Source organism: Allofournierella sp. CML151 (assembly GCF_027853465.1).
GTDB lineage: Bacteria > Bacillota > Clostridia > Oscillospirales > Ruminococcaceae > Allofournierella.
Genome location: NZ_JAPNNW010000001.1, coordinates 161,031 through 181,809, shown reverse-complemented (window position 1 = coordinate 181,809; position 20,779 = coordinate 161,031). Strand labels below are relative to the sequence as shown.

At 61.8% G+C, this 20,779-nt stretch carries 19 protein-coding genes; 8 read left to right on the top strand and 11 right to left on the bottom strand.

Annotated features, from left to right (window positions below; translation table 11 throughout):
* The first annotated feature begins 99 nt into the window (after nucleotides 1-99).
* Both PH256_RS00935 and PH256_RS00930 read left to right on the top strand, forming a co-directional pair.
* Entirely contained in the window at nucleotides 100-723 is a 624-nt protein-coding gene (locus tag PH256_RS00935; RefSeq protein WP_270912613.1) for an energy-coupled thiamine transporter ThiT, read from the top strand.
* A 144-nt stretch (nucleotides 724-867) separates the two neighbouring features.
* Nucleotides 868-1,494 (top strand): class D sortase, encoded by a 627-nt coding sequence (locus PH256_RS00930; RefSeq protein WP_270912612.1) that lies wholly within the window; start codon nucleotides 868-870, stop codon nucleotides 1,492-1,494.
* Between the two features lie 48 nt (nucleotides 1,495-1,542).
* Here the strand turns inward: PH256_RS00930 and PH256_RS00925 are convergent, their stop codons facing one another.
* A complete protein-coding gene (locus tag PH256_RS00925) occupies nucleotides 1,543-2,499 on the bottom strand; it encodes a LysR family transcriptional regulator (RefSeq protein ID WP_270912611.1) in 957 nt (318 codons plus the stop codon).
* Nucleotides 2,500-2,772: 273 nt separating this feature from the next.
* Between PH256_RS00925 and PH256_RS00920 the strand changes: the two genes are divergently transcribed.
* The 3 genes from PH256_RS00920 (at nucleotide 2,773) to gltA (ending at nucleotide 6,432) form a co-directional block, all read left to right on the top strand.
* Nucleotides 2,773-3,963 carry an iron-containing alcohol dehydrogenase gene (locus tag PH256_RS00920; protein ID WP_270912610.1) on the top strand — a complete coding sequence of 397 codons (1,191 nt, stop codon included), beginning with the start codon at nucleotides 2,773-2,775 and terminating at the stop codon, nucleotides 3,961-3,963.
* A gap of 159 nt (nucleotides 3,964-4,122) precedes the next feature.
* Nucleotides 4,123-4,965 (top strand): sulfide/dihydroorotate dehydrogenase-like FAD/NAD-binding protein, encoded by an 843-nt coding sequence (locus tag PH256_RS00915; RefSeq protein WP_270912609.1) that lies wholly within the window; start codon nucleotides 4,123-4,125, stop codon nucleotides 4,963-4,965.
* Between the two features lie 63 nt (nucleotides 4,966-5,028).
* Entirely contained in the window at nucleotides 5,029-6,432 is a 1,404-nt protein-coding gene (gene gltA / locus PH256_RS00910; RefSeq protein WP_270912608.1) for an NADPH-dependent glutamate synthase, read from the top strand.
* A 103-nt stretch (nucleotides 6,433-6,535) separates the two neighbouring features.
* Here the strand turns inward: gltA and PH256_RS00905 are convergent, their stop codons facing one another.
* Complete coding sequence (locus tag PH256_RS00905) at nucleotides 6,536-7,300, bottom strand: GntR family transcriptional regulator (protein ID WP_333766186.1); 765 nt, start codon at nucleotides 7,298-7,300, stop codon at nucleotides 6,536-6,538.
* 200 nt (nucleotides 7,301-7,500) lie between these two features.
* On the opposite strand from PH256_RS00905, the gene treP reads away from it, so the two are divergent.
* Complete coding sequence (gene treP / locus PH256_RS00900) at nucleotides 7,501-9,438, top strand: PTS system trehalose-specific EIIBC component (RefSeq protein ID WP_270912607.1); 1,938 nt, start codon at nucleotides 7,501-7,503, stop codon at nucleotides 9,436-9,438.
* A gap of 10 nt (nucleotides 9,439-9,448) precedes the next feature.
* On the top strand, nucleotides 9,449-11,107 hold the full coding sequence (gene treC, locus PH256_RS00895; protein ID WP_270912606.1) for an alpha,alpha-phosphotrehalase: 1,659 nt from the start codon (nucleotides 9,449-9,451) through the stop codon (nucleotides 11,105-11,107).
* 84 nt (nucleotides 11,108-11,191) lie between these two features.
* On the opposite strand, the gene PH256_RS00890 is transcribed toward treC, so the two are convergent.
* The 8 genes from PH256_RS00890 to PH256_RS00855 form a co-directional block, all read right to left on the bottom strand.
* Nucleotides 11,192-13,573, bottom strand: coding sequence for an endonuclease MutS2 (locus tag PH256_RS00890; protein WP_270912605.1), 2,382 nt, complete (start codon nucleotides 13,571-13,573; stop codon nucleotides 11,192-11,194).
* A 42-nt stretch (nucleotides 13,574-13,615) separates the two neighbouring features.
* On the bottom strand, nucleotides 13,616-14,359 hold the full coding sequence (gene recO, locus PH256_RS00885; protein ID WP_270912604.1) for a DNA repair protein RecO: 744 nt from the start codon (nucleotides 14,357-14,359) through the stop codon (nucleotides 13,616-13,618).
* A 17-nt stretch (nucleotides 14,360-14,376) separates the two neighbouring features.
* Nucleotides 14,377-15,276 (bottom strand): GTPase Era, encoded by a 900-nt coding sequence (gene era / locus PH256_RS00880; protein WP_270912603.1) that lies wholly within the window; start codon nucleotides 15,274-15,276, stop codon nucleotides 14,377-14,379.
* A gap of 7 nt (nucleotides 15,277-15,283) precedes the next feature.
* A complete protein-coding gene (locus PH256_RS00875) occupies nucleotides 15,284-15,751 on the bottom strand; it encodes a diacylglycerol kinase family protein (RefSeq protein WP_270912602.1) in 468 nt (155 codons plus the stop codon).
* Entirely contained in the window at nucleotides 15,741-16,241 is a 501-nt protein-coding gene (ybeY, locus tag PH256_RS00870) for an rRNA maturation RNase YbeY (RefSeq protein WP_087185377.1), read from the bottom strand. Before ybeY ends, PH256_RS00875 begins: the two co-directional genes overlap by 11 nt.
* 27 nt (nucleotides 16,242-16,268) lie before the next feature.
* Nucleotides 16,269-17,240: a PhoH family protein gene (locus PH256_RS00865; RefSeq protein WP_270912601.1), complete on the bottom strand. Its 972-nt coding sequence runs from the start codon at nucleotides 17,238-17,240 to the stop codon at nucleotides 16,269-16,271.
* Between the two features lie 150 nt (nucleotides 17,241-17,390).
* Nucleotides 17,391-18,551: a sporulation protein YqfD gene (locus tag PH256_RS00860; protein WP_270912600.1), complete on the bottom strand. Its 1,161-nt coding sequence runs from the start codon at nucleotides 18,549-18,551 to the stop codon at nucleotides 17,391-17,393.
* 1 nt (nucleotide 18,552) lies between these two features.
* Nucleotides 18,553-18,855 carry a YabP/YqfC family sporulation protein gene (locus PH256_RS00855; RefSeq protein ID WP_270912599.1) on the bottom strand — a complete coding sequence of 101 codons (303 nt, stop codon included), beginning with the start codon at nucleotides 18,853-18,855 and terminating at the stop codon, nucleotides 18,553-18,555.
* A 64-nt stretch (nucleotides 18,856-18,919) separates the two neighbouring features.
* Between PH256_RS00855 and PH256_RS00850 the strand changes: the two genes are divergently transcribed.
* Complete coding sequence (locus PH256_RS00850; protein WP_270912598.1) at nucleotides 18,920-20,023, top strand: hypothetical protein; 1,104 nt, start codon at nucleotides 18,920-18,922, stop codon at nucleotides 20,021-20,023.
* Between the two features lie 91 nt (nucleotides 20,024-20,114).
* Here PH256_RS00850 and PH256_RS00845 read toward each other — a convergent pair whose 3' ends face one another.
* Nucleotides 20,115-20,759: a Crp/Fnr family transcriptional regulator gene (locus PH256_RS00845; RefSeq protein ID WP_270912597.1), complete on the bottom strand. Its 645-nt coding sequence runs from the start codon at nucleotides 20,757-20,759 to the stop codon at nucleotides 20,115-20,117.
* Nucleotides 20,760-20,779: the final 20 nt, after the last annotated feature.

Genomic DNA, 20,779 nt, shown 5'->3' with positions numbered 1-20,779 from the left:
CTGCATGTTTTTTTCGTGCGGGGGCGTTTTTTGTGCAGATGTTTTTATGTACTACTCTTTTTTCACACGGCCGCAGAGCCGGGAAAGGCTGGTACAACCATGACAAAATCGACGACCCGCACCCATGCGCTGGTGGAATGCGCGCTGATGATTGCGCTGTCCACCATTCTGAGCTACATTCCCATCTTCAAGCTGCCCCACGGCGGCTCCATCACCCTGGTGAGCATGCTGCCCATCATTCTGGTCAGCTTCCGCCGCGGCCCCGCCTGGAGCATGCTCACCGCCTTCGTGTTCAGTCTGATCCAGCTGCTGCTGGGCATTTCCGATCTGACCTACTGCCAGACTCTGGGTGCCGTGGTGGGCAGCGTGCTGCTGGACTTTCTGGTGGCCTTCACCCTGCTGGGTCTGGCCGGCCTGATCGCCAAGCCCATTCCCAACCGGCTGGCCGGTGTCTGCGTGGGCACCCTGGCGGTCTGCCTGCTGCGCTATCTGTGCAGCTTCCTGTCCGGCTACATCGTCTGGAAGGACTATGACTACGCCTTTGAGTGGATGACCGAATTTGGCTGGGGCGCGCAGATTGCCAGCATGGGCGAAAACGCCCTGTGCTGGCTGTACAGCGCGGTATACAACGGCACCTATATGCTGCCGGAAGCCATCCTCACCACGGTGGTGGCGGTCGTTCTTTATAAAATGCTGCCCAAGCTGTTTGCGCCTCAGGCGTAACTTCTTCTTCCGGCCGGGGGCGCTTCCGCTTTGGAGGCGCCCCCGGTTTTTGCTTTACTGTCCCTTCCTTTTTTGCTATACTGAAAAAAGCGCGCGGTAAAAGTCTTTCCGGCGCATTTCATTTTGAAAAAAGAGGTGTAACCCTTGAAGCTGCCTTTTGTATGGAAAAGCCTGGCGCTGGCCGTCTGCTCGGCCCTGCTGCTGAGCGGCTGCGGGCTGTTTGCTCCCGCGCCGGAGCCCACCCCCACACCGTCGCCCACCGCCGCGCCCACACCGGAACCGACCCCCAGCCCCACGCCGGAGCCCACACCGGAACCCACGGTCAATCTGGAGGAGTTCGGCGGCTATCCCGCCGTGGGCGATGAGCTGGGCCGCATCGTGATCCCCGGCACCAACGTGGACTGCGCCATGTACTGGGGCGACGGCAAGACCCAGCTGAACCAGGGCGCGGGCACCTACACCGGCGCCCATATTCCCGGCGAGGGCGGCACCATTCTGGCCGGAGCCCACACCAACACCTACTTCCGGGATTTTGAAAACGTGGAGCTGGGCGACGAGATCATCATCACCACCTACTACGGGGAATACCACTATGAGGTGGTGAACATGCAGGTGGCGCTGGACACCGACAGCTCCGCCTACGACCTGGAGGCGGACGAGGAGAATGTGATCCTGTACACCTGCTACCCCTTCGGCACCCTGCAGCACACCAGCCAGCGCTATTTTATCTACGGCAAATACCTGAGCGGTCCCGAAATTGTGGAAGACTGACCAAACAAAACCGCCCGTTCCGATGGATTCGGAACGGGCGGTTGCTTTTTATTCAGCCGGTCCTGCCGGTTCAATTCCGGTTTTCTGCATGGCCCGCAGCAGCATTCCCTGACGGCTGGCTGCCTCCTGCAGAGCCACCAGACAATCCCGGGCAAGGGGGGACAGTCCATATTTCGCCTGCCACAGGGCCACATCCCGGTTCATGGCCACCCCGGCGCAGCGGCGCTGCACCAGTCCGTGGCGGCGGCATTCCGCCTCCGGCAGCGGATTGGACCAGGCATAGCTGCCCGGCACCCCCCGCAGCAGCTCGTACATGCTGGCCCGGTCCTGCACATGGATGCGCCCGGCGGCCCCCTGCCGGGGAACGGCGAACTCGGTCTGCTCGGCCAGCTGAGCGTCGCCCCGCAGAATCTGGGGATACTGCTGCAGCTGCTCGTAGTCCAGCGTCTCCTGCCCGGCCAGCGGATGGCCGGGGGCCATCAGCACGCAGGGGGTAAACCGCAACAGGGTGCGGCTGGCAAGCCCCGCCTTGGCGAACAGCTCCTTGAAATAGTCGTCGTACAGCAATTGATAGCGCACCACGGCGATCTGCACCTGGCCCCGGCTTACCGCGTCCAATGCCTGGGCGGTGGCGGATTCCTGATAGCTCACGTTCAGCGGCTTGCCCTGCTGTTTGGCCAGATAGGCCGCCAGCGCCCGGGTGATATAGCCGCTGTGGGGCCCGGCCAGTGCCAGCCGCATGGTCTGCTCATGGGTGCGGTAGATGCTCTCCAGCTCGCCCACCTGCCGCAGAATCGTCTCGGCGTAGCGCAGCAGCTGGGCGGCCTCCACCGTGGGCTCCATTCCCTGGGCCCCCCGCCGGAACAGGCTGACCCCCAGCTCTTTCTCCAGCTCCTTGATGGTCCGGCTCAGGTTAGGCTGGCTGATGTAAAGATTCTGGGCCGCCTTGGTCACGCTGCCCACCCGCGCGATCTCCAGCACACAGCGCAGCTGCTGCAGATTCATGCCATCTCCCCCTTTGTGTGATTTGCCAGCATCTGTCTCCAAAATTTTCGAAAAAACTTTGTAAACAGCGCAGTATTATGTCATATTTGATATAGTTTTATTTAAATAATACATTACTCACCAGGATTTGGCAATGGTATTATAGGGGTGTCAAGAAAATAACGTTCAAACGCCTGCCGTCTTGTGCGGTTTCTTTTCGCCCAGTTCGCGTTAAGATTTTAACGTTTAGAACACGTTATTTTTATTATCGGTATTTTTTTGGAGGTAATGACAATGGCACGTTTTACTCTTCCCCGCGATCTGTATCATGGCAAGGGTTCTCTGGAGGAACTGAAGAACCTGGGTGGCAAGAAGGCTTTCGTCGTCGTGGGCGGCGGCAGCATGAAGCGTTTCGGCTTTTTGGATCGCGCCATCAACGCCCTGAAAGAAGGCGGCATGGAAGTTTACCTGTTTGAGAACGTCGAGCCCGATCCCTCTGTGGAGACCGTTATGCGCGGCGCTGCTGCCATGACCGAGTTCCAGCCCGACTGGATCGTCGCCATGGGCGGTGGTTCCCCCATCGACGCCGCCAAGGCCATGTGGGCTTTCTACGAGTACCCCAATGTAACCTTCGAGGAGCTGTGCATCCCCTTCAACTTCCCCAAGCTGCGCCAGAAGGCTCATTTCTGCGCCATTCCTTCCACCTCCGGCACTGCCACCGAGGTTACCGCGTTCAGCGTTATCACCGACTACTCCAAGGGCATCAAGTACCCCCTGGCTGACTTCAACATCACTCCCGATGTGGCCATCGTTGATCCCGAGCTGGCCGAGAAGATGCCCCCGAAGCTGACCGCTCACACCGGTATGGACGCTATGACCCATGCCATCGAGGCTTATGTTTCCACCTGCAACTGCGATTACACCGATCCTCTGGCTCTGCATGCCATCAAGATGATCCACAACGATCTGGTTGCCAGCTACAACGGCGACATGGATGCCCGTGACCGCATGCACAATGCGCAGTGCCTGGCCGGCATGGCCTTCTCCAATGCTCTGCTGGGCATCGTTCACAGCATGGCTCACAAGACCGGCGCTGCTTACACCGGCGGCCACATCGTACACGGCTGCGCCAACGCCATGTACCTGCCCAAGGTCATCAAGTACAACAGCAAGGTTGAGAGCGCTGCCGAGCGTTACGCCGACATCGCCCGCTTCATCAAGCTGGAAGGCAACACCACCGAAGAGCTGGTGGACGCCCTGATCGCTGAGATCAAGAAGATGAACGCCGCGCTGAACATCCCCACCTGCATCAAGGAGTACGAGGGCGGCATCATCGATGAGAAGGAATTCATGGACAAGCTGCCTCAGGTTGCTGAACTGGCCATTGGCGATGCCTGCACCGGTTCCAACCCCCGTCAGCCCAGCCAGGAAGAGATGGAGAAGCTGCTGAAGGCTTGCTACTACGACCTGCCCATCGATTTCTAATCGATTTTCCCGCACTGAATGCCCTCGGTGTATTTACACCGGGGGCATTTATACGTTATAATGTAAGAGGACTGTGCATTTTTTCGGTCCCCGGCCGGCATTTGCATGCATCCGCAAAATGCCGGTTTCATTTTGTGAATGAAAAGGAAGCGATATGCCATGTTTAAGATCGTTGAACGAAAAGAGTTGAATCCCACGGTCACCAAGCTGGTGATCGAAGCGCCGCTGGTGGCCAAGAAGGCTCAGCCGGGCCAGTTCATCATCGTGCGCGCCATGGAGGATTCCGAGCGCATCCCCCTGACCGTGGCGGACTATGACCGCGAGGCGGGCACCGTGACCATCATCTTCCAGATCGTGGGCGGCTCCACCATGGAGCTGAACGAGCTGCGCGAGGGCGACAGCGTGCACGATTTCGTGGGCCCCCTGGGCGTCGCCAGCCATCTGGACGGCCTGAAGAAGGTTGCCGTTGTGGGCGGCGGCGTGGGCTGCGCCATTGCCTACCCCATCGCCAAGAAGCTGCATGAGCTGGGCTGCGAGGTGCACAGCATCGTGGGCTTCCGCAACAAGGACCTGGTCATTCTGGAGGATGAATTCAAGGCCTGCAGCGACAAGCTGGTCATGATGACCGACGACGGCAGCCACGGCCAGAAGGGCGTGGTCACCGCGCCGCTGGAGGAGCTGATCCAGAGCGGTGAGAACTACGACGAAGTGATCGCCATCGGACCCCTGGTCATGATGAAGTTCGTCTGCCTGACCACCAAGAAGTACGACGTGAAGACCGTTGTGTCCATGAACCCCATCATGATCGACGGCACCGGCATGTGCGGCGGCTGCCGCCTGACCGTGGGCGGCGAGACCAAGTTCGCCTGCGTGGACGGCCCGGACTTTGACGGCCACCTGGTGGACTTTGACGAGGCCATGCAGCGCGGCAGCATGTACAAGGACTTCGAGACCCACGCCCGGGAGGAGCACTGCAACCTGTTCAAGAAGGACGTGCAGTAATTCCGCGTACCGTACAACTCTTTATCGTCAGGAAATTGAAAAACAATTGGGAGGAACCCGAAAATGGCATTGCATAATATGGACCCGAAGCGCTGCCCCATGCCCAGCCAGGAGCCCAACGTTCGGAACAAAAACTTCAAGGAGGTTGCTCTTGGCTACACCCCCGAGATGGCGGTGAACGAGGCCAAGCGCTGCCTGGGCTGCAAGAACAAGCCCTGCCAGACCGGCTGCCCGGTGGGCATCGACATTCCCAGCTTCATCGGCAAGGTGGCCGAGGAGGACTTTGAGGGCGCCTATCAGGTGCTGAGCGCCTCCAGTGCGCTGCCCGCGGTGTGCGGCCGCGTCTGCCCCCAGGAAACCCAGTGCGAAGGCAAGTGTGTGCGCGGCATCAAGGGCGAGAGCGTGGGCATCGGCCGGCTGGAGCGCTTTGTGGCCGACTGGCACCGGGAGCACAACACCACCGCCCCCACCGTTCCCGAATCCAACGGCCATAAGGTGGCCATCATCGGCGCCGGCCCCAGCGGCCTGACCGCCGCCGGCGACCTGGCCAAGCTGGGCTACAAGGTCACCGTGTACGAGGCTCTGCATCTGGCGGGCGGCGTGCTGGTATACGGCATTCCCGAGTTCCGTCTGCCCAAGGCCATTGTGCAGCAGGAGATCGAGGGCCTGCAGGCCATGGGCGTGGACATCGAGACCAACATGGTCATCGGCAAGGTGCTGACCATTGACGAGCTGATGCACGACTACGGCTACGAGGCCGTGTATGTGGCCTCCGGCGCGGGCCTGCCCCGGTTCATGGGCATCCCCGGCGAGAGCCTGAAGGGCGTGTACTCCGCCAACGAGTACCTGACCCGCGTGAACCTGATGAAGGCTTACAAGGAGGGCAGCAAGACCCCCATCAAGAAGAGCAAAAACGTGGCCGTTGTGGGCGGCGGCAACGTGGCCATGGACGCGGCCCGCAGCGCCAAGCGTCTGGGCGCCGAGAACGTGTACATCGTCTACCGCCGCGGCATGGAAGAGCTGCCCGCCCGTAAGGAAGAGGTGGAGCATGCCGAGGAAGAGGGCATCATCTTCAAGATCCTGACCAACCCCGTGCGTGTTCTGGGCGACGAAAACGGCTGCGTGAAGGGCATGGAGTGCGTGGAGATGGAGCTGGGCGAGCCCGATGACAGCGGCCGCCGCCGTCCCGTGGAGAAGAAGGACAGCAACTTTGTGCTGGACGTGGACACCATGATCATGTCCATCGGCACCAGCCCGAACCCGCTGATCCGCTCCACCACCCCCGGCCTGGAGACCAACCGCCACGGCTGCATCGTGACCAACGGTGACGACGGCCTGACCAGCCGCGAGGGCGTGTACGCCGGCGGCGACGCCGTGACCGGCGCGGCCACCGTGATCCTGGCCATGGGCGCGGGCAAGCACGCAGCCAAGGCCATTCACGAGTACATTCAGAGCAAGAACAAGTAAGCAACGCTTCAGAAAAAGGCGGTGTCGGAAACGGCGCCGCCTTTTTTATGAAAAATACCCCGGCATCCGCATTTTTGCAGGATACCGGGGTATTTCATTTCGGTCAGGATTCCGCCGGGCGGCGCACCGCATTGTCCTGGAAACGGAAGCTGCCTGGATAGTGTCGGGATTGGGTATACTCAAACATGACGCCCTCGCTGTTGTACACCTGGTTGGCCACCACTGCCAGGCAGTTGTACTCCCCCAGCTCCAGCCATTGCCGATCCTGCGGGGTGGCCAGCTCCACCGTGAAGGTTCGCTTGCTGGTGATGATGGACATGCCCAGCTCCTCTTCCAGATACCGGTACAGCGAACCCTCGGCGATCTGGCGGGTAAGCCCGGGCATGCAGCTGCGCCGCAGGTAGCTGATGTTCAGGATGCGGGCCACTCCGTCCAGATCGTGGATACGCTGCAGCGCAAACAGCTCCTCTCCCACCGGAAAGCCGGTCCGGGCGGCAATGGCTTCGTCCGCCGTGCAGGTGTCAAAGGCCACCACCCGGGTGGTGCTGGTCTGGCCGGTACGCTGCGCCGTTTCCCGGAAGGACTCGATCATGCCCATGGTGTAGGAGGAATGTTCAATGGGTTGGAAGATGTTGCAGACGCCCCAGCCCTGCCGGGTCTGGACATAACCGTCCCGCACCAGCTCAGAGATGGCCCGGCGCACCGTGTTGCGGGAGCAGTCGAATTCCCCGATCAGGGTATTTTCCGAGGGGAGCAGCTGGCCCACCGGGTATTCACCGGATTCGATGCGCTGCTTGAGCTGTGAATAGATCTGCAAAAACTTCTGGCGCGGCATAGTCTCCCCCACTTGTTTGAACACTTGAATCATAATATTATATCGCTCCTCTCTGCCCGCGTCAAGCCGTTGGCAGCGATCTGCGGCCGAATCGTTTTTCTGCCCAAAAACCGGGCAAAAGCTTCGGCCTTTTGCCTTATTTACTTGTTTAAACAAGTATGATATTCTGAACATGCAGAACAAACGGGCGCAAAACGCCCGGTCAATCCAACCATCTTGAGGAGGAACGCACCATGGCAAATTATCAGGCCGATGTTCAGGCGCTGCTGCAGTACATCGGCGGCAAGGAAAACATTCGGGCGGTGTCCCACTGCATGACCCGGATGCGCTTTGTGCTGGTGGAGCCGGCCAAGGCCGAGACCGACAAGATCGAGGCGCTGCCTTCGGTGAAGGGCACCTTCACCCAGGCAGGCCAGTTCCAGGTGATCATCGGCAACGATGTGGCGGACTTTTACAACCAGTTCACCGCCTTTGCCGGCATCGAGGGCGTGAGCAAGGACGCGGTGAAGGCCGCTGCCGCCAGCAATCAGTCGCTGGCCCAGCGCATCGTGGGCACCCTGGGCGAGATCTTCGCCCCCATCATCCCGGCACTGATCTGCGGCGGTCTGATCCTGGGCTTCCGCAACATCATCGGCGAGATCAACTTCTTTGCCAACGGTACCCAGAGCCTGGCGGATGTGTCCCAGTTTTGGTCCGGCGTGTACAACTTTTTGTGGCTCATCGGCGAGGCGGTATTCCACATGCTGCCGGTGGGCATTGTCTGGTCCATCACCAAAAAGATGGGCACCACCCAGATTCTGGGCATCGTGCTGGGCCTTACCCTGGTATCGCCCCAGCTGCTGAACGGCTTCTCGGTGGCCACCGCCACCGAAATTCCGGTCTGGGACTTCGGCTTTGCCCAGGTCTCCATGATCGGCTATCAGGGCCAGGTGATCTCGGCCATGCTGGCGGGCTTCGTGCTGGTGTATCTGGAGCGCTTCTGGCAAAAGCACTGCCCGGAAGTGGTGCGCATGATCGTGGTTCCCTTCCTCTCGCTGGTTCCCGCCGTGATCATCGCCCACACTGTCGTGGGCCCCATCGGCTGGAAAATCGGCGATGCCATTGCAGCCGTGGTCTACATGGGCCTGACCTCTCAGGTAAAGTGGCTGTTCGCCGCCCTGTTCGGTCTGATCTATGCCCCCATCGTTATGACCGGCCTGCATCACATGACCAATGCCATCGACTCTCAGCTGGTGAACCTGTATCAGGGCACCATTCTGTGGCCCATGATCGCCCTGTCCAACATCGCGCAGGGTTCCGCCGTGCTGGCCATGTCGGTGCTGCAGAAGAAAAATGAGCGGGCCCAGCAGGTGAACATTCCCGCCTGCATCTCCTGCTATCTGGGCGTTACCGAGCCCGCCCTGTTCGGCGTCAACCTGAAGAACGGCTTTCCGCTGGTGTGCGGCATGATCGGCTCCTCGGTGGCTGCCGTGATCGCCACCAGCTTCCAGGTGGAGGCCTACTCCATCGGCGTGGGCGGCCTGCCGGGCATCCTGTCCATCAAGCCCCAGTACTGGCTGGGCTTTTTGCTGGCCATGGCCGCCGCCATCGTGATTCCCTTTGGTCTGACCATCGCGGTGGGCAGCCGCCGCCTCTCCCCCGCTGACCGGGGCATGGAAACCGCTCCCGCCGAAGCCGCTCCTGCAGCCCCGGCAGAGGAACCGGCAGCGATGCCCGGGCAGGATCTGCTGGTGGCTCCCCTTTCCGGCAAGGTGATTCCCCTGAGCGAAATTCCCGACCAGGTCTTTTCCCAGGGAATTCTGGGCCAGGGCGTGGGCATTGACCCCACCGGAGAGGTGGTAGTCGCTCCGGCCAACGCCACCGTCTCCTCGGTGATTGAGGACAGCAAGCACGCCTGCGGTCTGACCCTGGACAACGGCATGGAGCTGCTGATCCATGTGGGCATGGACACCGTGGCCATGAAGGGCGACGGCTTTGCGCTGCACGTGAAGGTGGGCGACCGGGTGAAAACCGGCGACAAGCTCATTTCCTTCGATCTGGACAAGATCCGCGCCGCCGGGCACCCCACCGTCACCGCTGTGGTGATTCCGGAGACCGCCGGACACACCCTTTCCTTCGAGACCGGCATTGACGCTCAGGCCGGCACCACCCCCATCATCCGCTTTGAGTGAGGCGTTATCTATGCAGGATTTCAAAAAAAGTGTTATCTATCAAATCTATCCCAAGTCCTTTCTGGACACCAACGGCGACGGTCTGGGCGAACTGCGGGGCGTCATCCAGAAGCTGGATTACCTGAAAGAGCTGGGCGTGGACTACATCTGGCTGACCCCCTTCTTCGTCTCCCCGCAGAATGACAACGGCTACGACGTGGCGGACTACCGGACCATCGACCCCCGCTACGGCACCATGGAGGATTTTGAAGAGCTGGCCCGGCAGGCCGCACAGCGGGGCATTCGCCTGATGCTGGATATGGTGTTCAATCATACCTCCACCGAGCATGTCTGGTTCCAAAAGGCGCTGGCCGGGGACCCGGTATACCAGGACTACTACATCTTCCGTCCCGCCCGGGCAGATGGCAGTGCTCCCACCAACTGGCAGAGCAAGTTCGGCGGCAGCGCCTGGGAATACGCGCCCCAGGTGGGCAAATATTACCTGCACCTGTTCGACAAAACCCAGGCGGACCTGAACTGGGAAAACCCGGCCGTGCGCCGCGAGGTGCAGCAGATTGTCCGGTTCTGGATGGATAAGGGCGTGAAGGGCTTCCGCTTTGATGTGGTGAACCTGATCAGCAAGGGCGAATACGCCGACGATGATCTGGGCGATGGCCGCCGCTTCTACACCGACGGCCCCCGCATCCACGAATTCTTGCAGGAGCTGAACCGGGAGAGCTTCGGCCAGGACCCGGAGATTGTAACCGTGGGTGAGATGTCCTCCACCTCCATGGAAAACTGCTTCCGGTACGCCGGGGCGGACTGCGGCGAGCTTTCCATGGTGTTCTCCTTCCATCATCTGAAGGTGGACTTTATGGGCAACGAAAAGTGGGTGATTGTCCCGGCGGACTTCGGTCGGTTGAAAGAACTGCTCTTCTCCTGGCAGGAGGGCATGGCCGCGCACAATGCCTGGAACGCGGTGTTCTGGTGCAACCATGACCAGCCCCGTGTGGTCTCCCGTTTCGGCGACGAGGGCGAATACTGGAAGGAATCCGCCAAGATGCTGGCGGGTGTGATCCACGGCCTGCGGGGTACCCCCTATGTGTACCAGGGCGAGGAGCTGGGCATGACCAATGCGGGCTTCACCCGACTGGACCAGTACCGGGATGTGGAAAGCCTGAATCATTTCCAGATTCTGCGGGACAAGGGCCTTTCCGAGGAGAGCGTTTACAACATCCTGAAAATCCACTCCCGGGACAACAGCCGCACCCCCATGCAGTGGACCGACGGCGAGAACGGCGGCTTTACCACCGGCACCCCCTGGATTGAAGTGAACCCCAACACCAGCCGCATCAACGCCGCCAGCCAGGTGGACGACCCGGATTCCATCTTCGCCTATTACAAGGCGCTGATCCGCCTGCGCAAGGAATACGATGTGTTCGCCTATGGCGATTTTGCCCCGGTGGACCAGAAACACCCCTCCGTACTGGCCTACCGGCGAGAGTATCAGGGCCAGAGCCTGTTGTGTGTGAACAACTTCTATCGGGCGGCCTGCCGCTGGCACTGCCCGGTTTCGCTGGAGGGCTACCGGGTGCTGCTGTCCAACTACAGCGACAGTGCTCCCGCCGCCGACTGGGCGCTGCGTCCCTATGAGTCGGTACTGCTGATCCGGGAAACCGACAACACCTGATCTTACCAAACAAAAAGCGCCGGGCGCTGCCTCCCTTCTGGGAAAGGCCGCGCCCGGCGCTTTTTCCGGTTGTATCGTTTTTTCTTATTTCAGCTCCACCACGGTCACACCGGCCTCGCCCTCGCCGTACTGGCCCAGGCGGAAGCTCTTCACGTTGCGGTGGCCCCGCAGGTGCGCGTGGATGGCCTTGCGCAGCGCGCCGGTGCCCTTGCCGTGAATCAGGTACACCATGGTCTGGCCGTTCATCACCGCATGGTCGATGAACTGGTCGGTCTCCATCAGAGCCTCTTCCACAGTCATGCCCAGCAGGTTGATCTCCATGCTGGCCTTGCGCTGTACCCGCTGCACAGTGGTACTGCGGGGCTGGGGCTTGGGTTTTGCATTGTTCGCCGTTTTTTTCAGCTTGTCCGGCGCTTTCAGGTTGCTCAGCGGCACCTTGGTTTTCAGGATGCCGGCCCGCACCTCCACCAGACCGTTCCGGTCCGGCAGACTCATCACGGTGGCAGTCTGCTCGATGTCGGCGATGACCACCTCCTGGCCCACCTTCACCTGCTTGAGGGGCACGAACTCCTTGACCACGTTGTGCACCACATCGGTCTTGCCGTACAGGCCCTCGGTCTCCTTTCGGGCGATCTCCCGGGCCCGGGCAGCGCGCTGGGCGGCGCTGGTCTTTTCGTCCTTTTGCAGCTTGCGCAGTTCGTCGGTGAGCCGGTAGGCCTCGTCCTGTACCTGCTGGGCCATCTGACGAGCCTTCAGGCGGGCGGCCTCCAGCTCGGTCTCGCCCTGCTTGACCAGCGCGTCATACTTTTTGCGGGCGGATTCCAGCTTGTGCTCCGCCTCGGCCTTGGCCTTTTCCGCCTCGTCCTGGCTGGCCTTCAATTGCAGCTTCAGGTCGTCCAACTGGGCCAGCACACTGTCCAGCCGCTTGTCGTCGTTGGTCAGGTGGGTCTGGGCCCGCTGGATCACCCGGGGCGGCACGCCCAGCTTCTCGCTGATCAGGAAGGCGTTGGACTTGCCCGGCACGCCCACGCTCAGCTTGTAGGTGGGACGCAGGCTCTCCACGTCGAACTCGCAGCTGGCGTTCATCACGCCGGGGGTCTCCAGTGCGAACACCTTCATCTCGGAGTAGTGGGTGGTGGCCATGATCAGGGCACCCTGAATGCGCAGCTGCTCGATGATGCTCACCGCCAGCGCTGCACCCTCGGCCGGGTCGGTGCCCGCACCCAGCTCATCCAGCAGGACCAGCGTATTCTTGTACGCGTGGTCCAGAATGCCGGTGATCTTCTTCATGTGGCCGGAGAAGGTGGACAGACTCTGCTCGATGCTCTGCTCGTCGCCGATGTCCACCAGATACTCGCTGAACACGCAGACGGTGCTCTGCTCGTGGGCCGGGATCAGCAGGCCGTGCTGAGCCATGGCGCACAACAGGCCTGCGGTCTTCAGGGTGACGGTTTTACCGCCGGTGTTGGGGCCGGTGATGACCAGGGTGTCATACTCCTTACCCAGGGCCACGTCCACCGGGACCACCTTGTCCTTGTCGATCAGGGGGTGGCGGGCCTTTTTCAGGTCGAACCACATGCTGTCCGCCACCTGGGGCATATAGGCCTGCTGCTCCAGCGCCAGACGGGCCTTGGCCAGCAGCACGTCAATGTTCAGCATAGCCTGATAACTGAAGTTGAACACCGGCTCAATGGAGGCCACCTGATCGGTGAAGGCGGCCAGAATGCGCTCGATCTCGCTTTTCTCCTGGCTGCGCAGCTGCATGATCTTGGCGTTGGCCTCCACCACAGCGGTGGGCTCCACGAACACGGTGGAGCCGCTGGAGGACACGTCGTGGATGACGCCGCCCACCTCGCCCCGGTACTCGGCCTTGACCGGTACCACAAAGCGGCCGTTGCGCAGCGAGACCACCGCGTCCTGCAAAAATTTATTGGTGGTGCTGTTTTTGATGATGGCATCCAGCTTGTCCCGGATGGAATTTTCCATGGCACGGATCTTGCGCCGGATCTCGAACAGGGTGTTGCTGGCGGTATCCGCCATCTCCTCCGGCGACAGAATGGCGCTGGAGATGTTCTTTTCCAGGGTGGGCTGGGGGGTCAGGGCATAGAACAGATCGTCCACCGGCAGCATGTCGTGCTCGGTGATGTGGTACCAGCTGACCAGGTTCTGGAAGTTGCGCAGCGCGCCGGCCACCTCCAGCAGCTCCGCCATGGACAGGATGCCGCCCTTCAGTGCCCGGTTCACCACCTTGTCCACCCCCTGCACCCCGCCGAACCGGGGGCTGCCGTTTTTCAGCAGCAGGGTGTTGATGGCATCGGTCTGGGAGAGGGCGTACCGCACCTCTTCCACGGTCTCAAAGGCGTCCTGCTCCAGCAGCAGGGTGCGCGCCTCCGGGCAGACCGCCAGCTGGGCTGCCCGATTCAGAATCTTTTCCAGCTCCAGCGTTTTCAGATAACTTTTTTCCATGGATCGCTCCTCATAAATGTTTCAAAAAAGCGGGCGTGCCGATCAGGTGAGCATCGTATGCACAAAATCCAGGGTCTTCAGGGGCTTGTCCAGCACCTGAAGGGCATACCGCTCGGTGATCCGGCCCAGCGCCTCCATGCTCTTTTGGGGGATGGAAAAACTGAAAATCTTTTTATCCTCCACCAGGGCAATGTGGCGCAGCGCCAGCAGCGCCGCCGGGTCCAGATTGGGGGTCTTGTTCTGCTTGGCCGCGCAGTCGGCACACAGCAGCAGCCCGGCGGACCCGTCAAAATAAAAGTCGCCGCCATCGTATTTATGGCAGCCGCGGCAGCACAGCAGGTCCGGCATGAAGCCGGCCTCGCACACCGCCCGCAGCTCGAACACTGCCTTGATCTGTGCGAGAGGCTTTTTGCCCTCGCTGATCAGATACAGACTGTTCAATGTGAGCCGCAGCAGCGCCTCGGCCTCGCCGCCCACCGGCGAAAGGGTGAGCGCCAGCTCGGCCAGATACATGGCCAGCGCCATGGCCTCCACGCTTTCGTGCAGGCCAAAGAACACCTTTTTCACCTGGGCGTCGTTGGCCAGATACATATTCTTGCCCGCGAAAAGGGTGAATTCTGAATAACAAAAAAGCCCGCAGGCGCTGAAGAGCTTGCTTTTCAGCCGCAGGCTGCCTTTGGCGGATACCGAAATGACCCCCAGCTCCGGTGTGAGCACCGTGAGGATCCGGTCCGCCTCGCCGATCTTTACCTCCCGCAGCACAAGGCCCGGGGTCACCAGCTGCATTCCCCCTGCCATAGCGGTCAGTTGGTCTGCTTGAAGCCAAAGTCGTTGAGCAGGAAATCGGAATCGCGCCAGTCGTCCTTCACCTTGACCCAGCACTGCAGATTCACCTTGGCTCCCAGGAAATCCTCGCAGTCCAGCCGGGCCTGGCTGGCGATCTTTTTCAGCATCTGGCCGCCCTTGCCGATGACCATGCCCTTGTGGCTCTTGCGCTCGCAGTAGATGTTCACGTCAATGTCGATGATGTTTTTGTCCGGCCGCTCCTTGAACCGCTCCACCGTGACGGCGATGCCGTGGGGGATCTCGTCCCGCAGATTCAGCAGCATCTTCTCCCGCAGAATCTCGCTCACCAGCGCCTTTTCCGGCATATCGGTGTAGGCGTCATCCGGGAAGAAATGAGGGCCCTCCACCGCGTAGCGGGCCAGCACATCGAACAGCTCCTCGCAGCCCTTGTCCTCCCGCACGCTGGTGGCCAGCACCCGGTCGAACACGCCCAGCTCCTCCAGCTGGCGGCGGCGAACGTCCAGGTCGGCCTGGTTTTTCAGGGTATCGGTCTTGTTGATGACCGCCAGCGCGGGACCGCCGTTGGCCTTCAGGGCCTTCAGCATGGCCTGCTCAGCCTCGGTGAAATCGCCGTAGGGCTCGAACAGCATCATGCTCACGTCCACATCCGCCACCGAATCGCTGGCGGCCTTGCTCATCCGCTCGCCCAGCTTGGTGCGGGGAATGTGCACGCCGGGGGTGTCCAGCAGCACATACTGCACCGGGCCGCGGGTCACAATGCCGGTGATGCGGGTACGGGTGGTCTGGGGCTTGGAGGTGACGATGGCCACCTTCTCGCCCACCAGCCGGTTGGTCAGGCTGGATTTGCCCACATTGGGCCGGCCCACCAGGGCCACGAATACAGAAGAAGTTTGCACGGTTCAGTTACCCTTTCTTTTTTGGTTGCAGCACAAAGCAGACAGCGCAGGGCAGCGATGCCGCCAGCAGCGTCAGTGCCGCCGGGTGGCCTGCCAGCCAGCCCGGAATGTGCGCCAGCACGGCGGGCTGCCAGAACAGCACAACGCCCACCGCAGCGGCGGCCAGGCTGAACACCAGCACCGCTCCCGCCGCCATATCCTTGGCAAGGCCCGCGGCGGCCCAGTGGGCGGCATCCGGCCGGTCCACTGCACGCTCCACCGCGCTGTTCGCAAGCTCCAGGCTCATCACGCCGCCGATGCAAAGGAACAGCAACGCATATTCCGCCCGGTCAAAGTCGTAAAAGCAGCTGAGCAGCAGCACATACACCGCCGCGCACAGATGAAAGCGCAGGTTACGCTCGGCGCGAAGGGCTGCCCGTACGCCGCTGGCTGCGTAGCGAAAGCCCCGCAGAAAGCGGAGCAGCTCAGATTTCATCGGTGGTGTAGGAAACGGTGCGGGGCAGACCCAGCTGGATCAGCACAGCCTCTTCCTTTTCCCGCATGCGCACCGCCTCCAGGCCGCCGGCCTCGTGGTCGTAGCCCAGCAGATGCAGCATGGAATGAACGGTCAGGAACGCCACCTCGCGCTGCAGCGCATGGCCGTACAGCTCGGCCTGTTCCATGGCCTTTTCCATGGAGATCACAATGTCGCCCAGCAGGCTGGCGCCGGTGTCCTCGTTTTTGTCGTACACACCGTTTTCCCCCAGCGGGAAGCTGAGCACATCGGTGGGCATGTCCTTGCCCCGGTACTGGGCGTTCAGCTCCTGGATGGCCGCATTGTCCACAAAGGTGACGCTGATCTCAGCGGGGCCTTCGAACTTTTCGTATTCCAGCACCGCATTGCAGCTGCGGCGGATCAGAATGCGCAGCCCGGAAGGGATCTTGACGGCTTTTTGATGATTGGTGATGTAAACTTTGTTCGACATAGCTTCTCTCCTCGCTGTTCTATGGGCTCACCCATTCCTGCGGGACCGCGCGGCGGCGGCCCGATCATATGCTTTCACAATCTGCTGCACCAGCCGGTGGCGGACCACGTCCTTCTCGCTGAAATAGACCCGGCCGATGCCCTCCACGTTTTTCAGCACGCTCAGCGCGTCCACCAGGCCGCTGCGGGCCTTGTCCGGCAGATCAATCTGGGTCACGTCGCCGGTGACCACCACCTTGCTGCCCACGCCCATGCGGGTCAGGAACATCTTCATCTGCTCGGGGCTGGTGTTCTGGGCCTCATCCAGAATGATAAAGGCATCGTCCAGCGTGCGGCCGCGCATGTAGGCCAGCGGGGCCACCTCGATGCTCTGCTTCTCCTGCAGCTTCTGGAAGGTCTCGGGGCCCAGCATGTCGTACAGTCCGTCGTACAGCGGGCGCAGATAGGGGTCCACCTTGTTCTGCAGGTCGCCGGGCAGAAAGCCCAGCTTTTCGCCCGCTTCCACCGCCGGGCGGGTCAGGATGATTCGGGTGACCTCCTTGCTCTTGAAGGCCTTCACCGCCATGGCCACCGCCAGATAGGTCTTGCCGGTACCGGCAGGCCCCACACCGAAGGTGATGGCGTTTTTGCGGATGGAATTCAGGTATTCCTTCTGGCCCAGGGTCTTGGGGCGCACCGGCCGGCCCTTGGCGGTGATCGCCACAAAGTCCTCGGTGAGCTCCTGCACCCGGCTCTCCTCCCCCGCGCCGGCCAGACTGATGCAGTAGCGCACCGTCTGTTCCTCCAGGGGGGTGTGATTTTCCAGCAGCGTGAGCATCGCGTCCACCGCGCGGCCCGCGGCGGCCACGCCCTCCGGCTCACCGGTGAACTTGATCTGGGTGCCGCGGCACACCGCGGTGATCCCGAATTCATTCTCCAGCAAACGGATGTTTTCGTCGCAGCTGCCAAAGATGGCAAGCGCAGTATCCACACTGTTCAGTTCAATCAGTTTTTCGGCCATTGTACACCTGCTTTTTGGTTTGTTATCTGCTGTATTTTTACCAGAATCTTGCGATTTAACAGAAAAATACATAGTATTTCATCAGTAATTATATCACAAAATTTTTGCAATGGAACTGTTAAAAATCAACAAAATTTTTCGTCCCGCCTCTCACATCTGCCGGGCCGCCGCGATGTTCGCCTCCACCTGCAGCACCACCGTGACCGTAACATCGTCCGGACCGGCCGAAACCTCCTGGGTCTGGCGCAGAATGCGCGCGTCCGGGAAGTCCCGGAACAGCTGCCGCAGGCAGGCAAGCCGCGCCTTTTCCCGCGCCTGGTTTTCGGTCAGCCGCAACGTCTCGCTCCGCCGTTCCATCACCAGCCGTTGCTCCACCGTGACCGGCAGTGCAAAGCCGAACAGCGTGAGCGGCTGGTGGGTGACCGTGCAGCGATCCTGCCCGCCGGGCTGACGGGCAGGCAGCTCCAGGCTGCGGCCCGCCGCCCGCAGGCACAGGCAGCGCCACACCTGACCGGTGGGCAGCAGCGCCTGGTATTCCAGCGGCTGGGTACACTGGTAGCTGCGGGTGAACCGGGCCTGCACCGTCCCCTTGGCGTGGACCGGAATCAGCGCGCCGTCCCGATCCAGCTTGCCCGCGGTGACCAGCACCTCCCCCGCCGCCACCGTCTGACCCGGCTGTTTTGCGGCGAATCCCTCCTGCACGTTCATCTCCAGGATCAGCCCGTCGGTGAGGGCGGTCAGATCAGCCGGATTGTTGTCCTCCACCTCCGGCTGGGCCTGGGCGGGTGCAGCCTCCACCACCAGCCGTCCTCCGGCAAAATTCAGCGAGACCCAGGCCAGGTCATCCTGCTGGTTCAGCAGCAATTTTTCCGTCCGGCGCAGCTGGGTCTGGGTTAAAAAGGCGCCCTCGTAAATATCCATGGAGTAGAGCGCCTGCCGGATGCCGGAGCGTTCCGCCGGGGTGAGCGCCGCGTCGTAGCGAATGGCCCAGACCATCTGCTGCAGCAGCGCGAACACCGCCGCAAAGGCCAGCGGCCCCAGCAAAAGTCCCCAGCGCCCCCGGTAGCGCCGCAGCCGGAACCAGAGCCCCCGCCGCCGCTGGACCCGAAGGCGGGTGCGGCAGGGCCGGGCCTGCGCCGCCGCCTGTTTGTAATAGCGGGCCGGCATGACGCCGCACACTCCACCCGGCACTGGCCGCAGCCGGGCCAGCGGAATGCCCGCCCGGGCGCATCGGCTTACAAAACGTTCGTAGCGCCCGCCCAGCGCCACAAACCGCACCCGGGCGAACAGTCCGTCCCACAGCTTTGCCATTTCACTGTCCCTCCTTGTAGGAAAACTCCGTGCGCAGCACCCGCCCCTGCAGCAGCAGCTGCCCCCGGCTGGCGGTGCACAGCTCCAGCCCGTCGCCGTACAGGGTCACCTCCCAGCGGCCCATGTCCAGCCGGATGCGGCTGCTGTCATACAGCAGGATTTCCCGGCAGTTCTCCACCTGCACCTGCCCCTCACAGTTGATGTGCAGCATGGGCTGCGCGTAGAAATCCGCCGCCGGCTGGCGGAACAGATCCCGCAGAATCCGGCTCGCCGGTTCCCTGTTCTGTTTTGGTTTTCGCTTCACCGCAGCCGCCCCCCTTGTTTTCAAGCCCGTTACACGCATATATACGACGAGGGAGGAACCTGTTATGAAGAAATTGGACGGCAAAGCTCTGGCCCGCGGCACGGCTGCGCTGGGAATACTCTGCCTGCTGATCTGCCTGCCCGAAGCCAGCGCCCGGGGCGTGGCAGCCGGCTTGAAAAGCTGCACGCTGCAGGTAATTCCGGCACTGTTTCCCTTTTTTGTGGTCACCGGCCTTATTCTGGGCAGCCCGCTGGCCGGGTGGCTGGGACTGGGCCTGCTCCCGGTGACCCGGCTTGGCCTGGGCATCCGGCAGCGGCGAGCCGCCACGGTGCTGCTGCTGTGCTGGCTGGGCGGTTTTGCGGTGGCTGCGTCGGCCATCTCCTGCGCCTACCGCCAGGGTGAGCTGGACCGCCGCCAGGCCATGCTGCTCACGGTGTGCGGGGTCGGGTCCGGCCCGGCCTTTGTGGTAAATACCGTGGGCCTGCTGATGCTGGGCAGCGCGCCGGTGGGGATCTGTCTGCTGGGCGCGATGCTGGCGGCCAATGTGTGCACCGCACTGGCATTCCGACTGCTGCTTTCGCTGCGGCTGCCCTCGGCGGACGCTGCCCCCGGCCCGCACTCCGCCGTCCCGCCCAGGCCGGACGCTGGGCTGGTGGAGGCCGTGCAGAACGCAACGCGCTCCATGCTCACCGTCTGCGGCTTTGTGGTGTTTTTCCGCTTTCTGTGCGAGGCGGCCGCTCAGGCGCTCTCGCTGCCCGGTGCAACGGCCTATCTTCTCTGCGCCGGGCTGGAGGTGACCAGCGGCTGCGCGGCGGGCGCGGCGCTGCCCGGCCGGGCCGCATTGGCCTGCTGCGCGGCCCTGAGTGTGCAAAGCCTTTCGGTGTTTCTGCAGGTTCGGGCGCTGCTCTGTGCCGAACTGCCCCTCTGGCCGCTGGCCGTGACGCGCCCGATTCATCTGGGGTTTTCTCTGCTTTTTCTCCGGCTCCTGCTGGGCTGGCTGCCCGGCACGGTGCAGGCACTCAGCACACTGGCGCCCCGGGTGATCTGCCGCACCCGCACCGCACCGGACGCGGCGCTGGTCCTGTTCGCCCTCTGCTGCCTGATGCTGTTCCGGCTGGAGGGGAGCAAAAGCCGGTTCTGCCGGAACCGAAAGGGCAGCACGGAATAACCACCCCAGTCTGCACACAGAAAAACGGGACGCCCCCCGGCGTCCCGTTTTCCATCCGATTTTTATGGCAGCGCCGCAGTCCAGCCCCCGGCTATTCCGTTTGTTCCGGCAGCGGTCGATTCATCCGATAGTTCCCCTTGCCCTGTTTTGTCACGATTCCTTCCGTCTCGTACTGGTTGAGGATTCGCTGCAGCTGACGGGCGCTGCAGTTCAGGCGAAATGCAGCCTGCTCCACCCCCTTCAGTTCCCCGTTCTCGCATTTGTATTGCATGTAGACCAGGACCCGCTGTTTCAGGGTGGCGGGGGCGGCATCCAGCCGGGTGATCGCCTCCATCTTCCGGGTGAGCGAGGCGATCACCAGCTGCAGGAACCGGCAGCTGGCCAGCATCTTCTCCCGATTTTCCCGGATAGAAAACGCCAGACAGATCAGGTCATCACAGGCCTGCGCATAAACGCTGCCCGGCTCTTTCTGGAACAGGGCCATCTCCCCCACCAGATAATCCTTTTGGCCGTTGGCCAGCGAGTAGCTGGACCCATCGTCCCGGATGTAGTAGATGCGGAGCGTCCCCTCCACCACGATCTGAAGCAGTTCCGTATGGTTCATCGGCGATGTGACAAACTCTCCCCGTTCATATCGAATTACGAACAGGCTGTCCCTCAGATCTCTCAGGAACGCTTCGCAGCTGCTGTTTGCCAGATATTCTTCCACCAGCGCTTTGTCGTAATATTTTTTCATACCTTCCTCCAACAGGACAG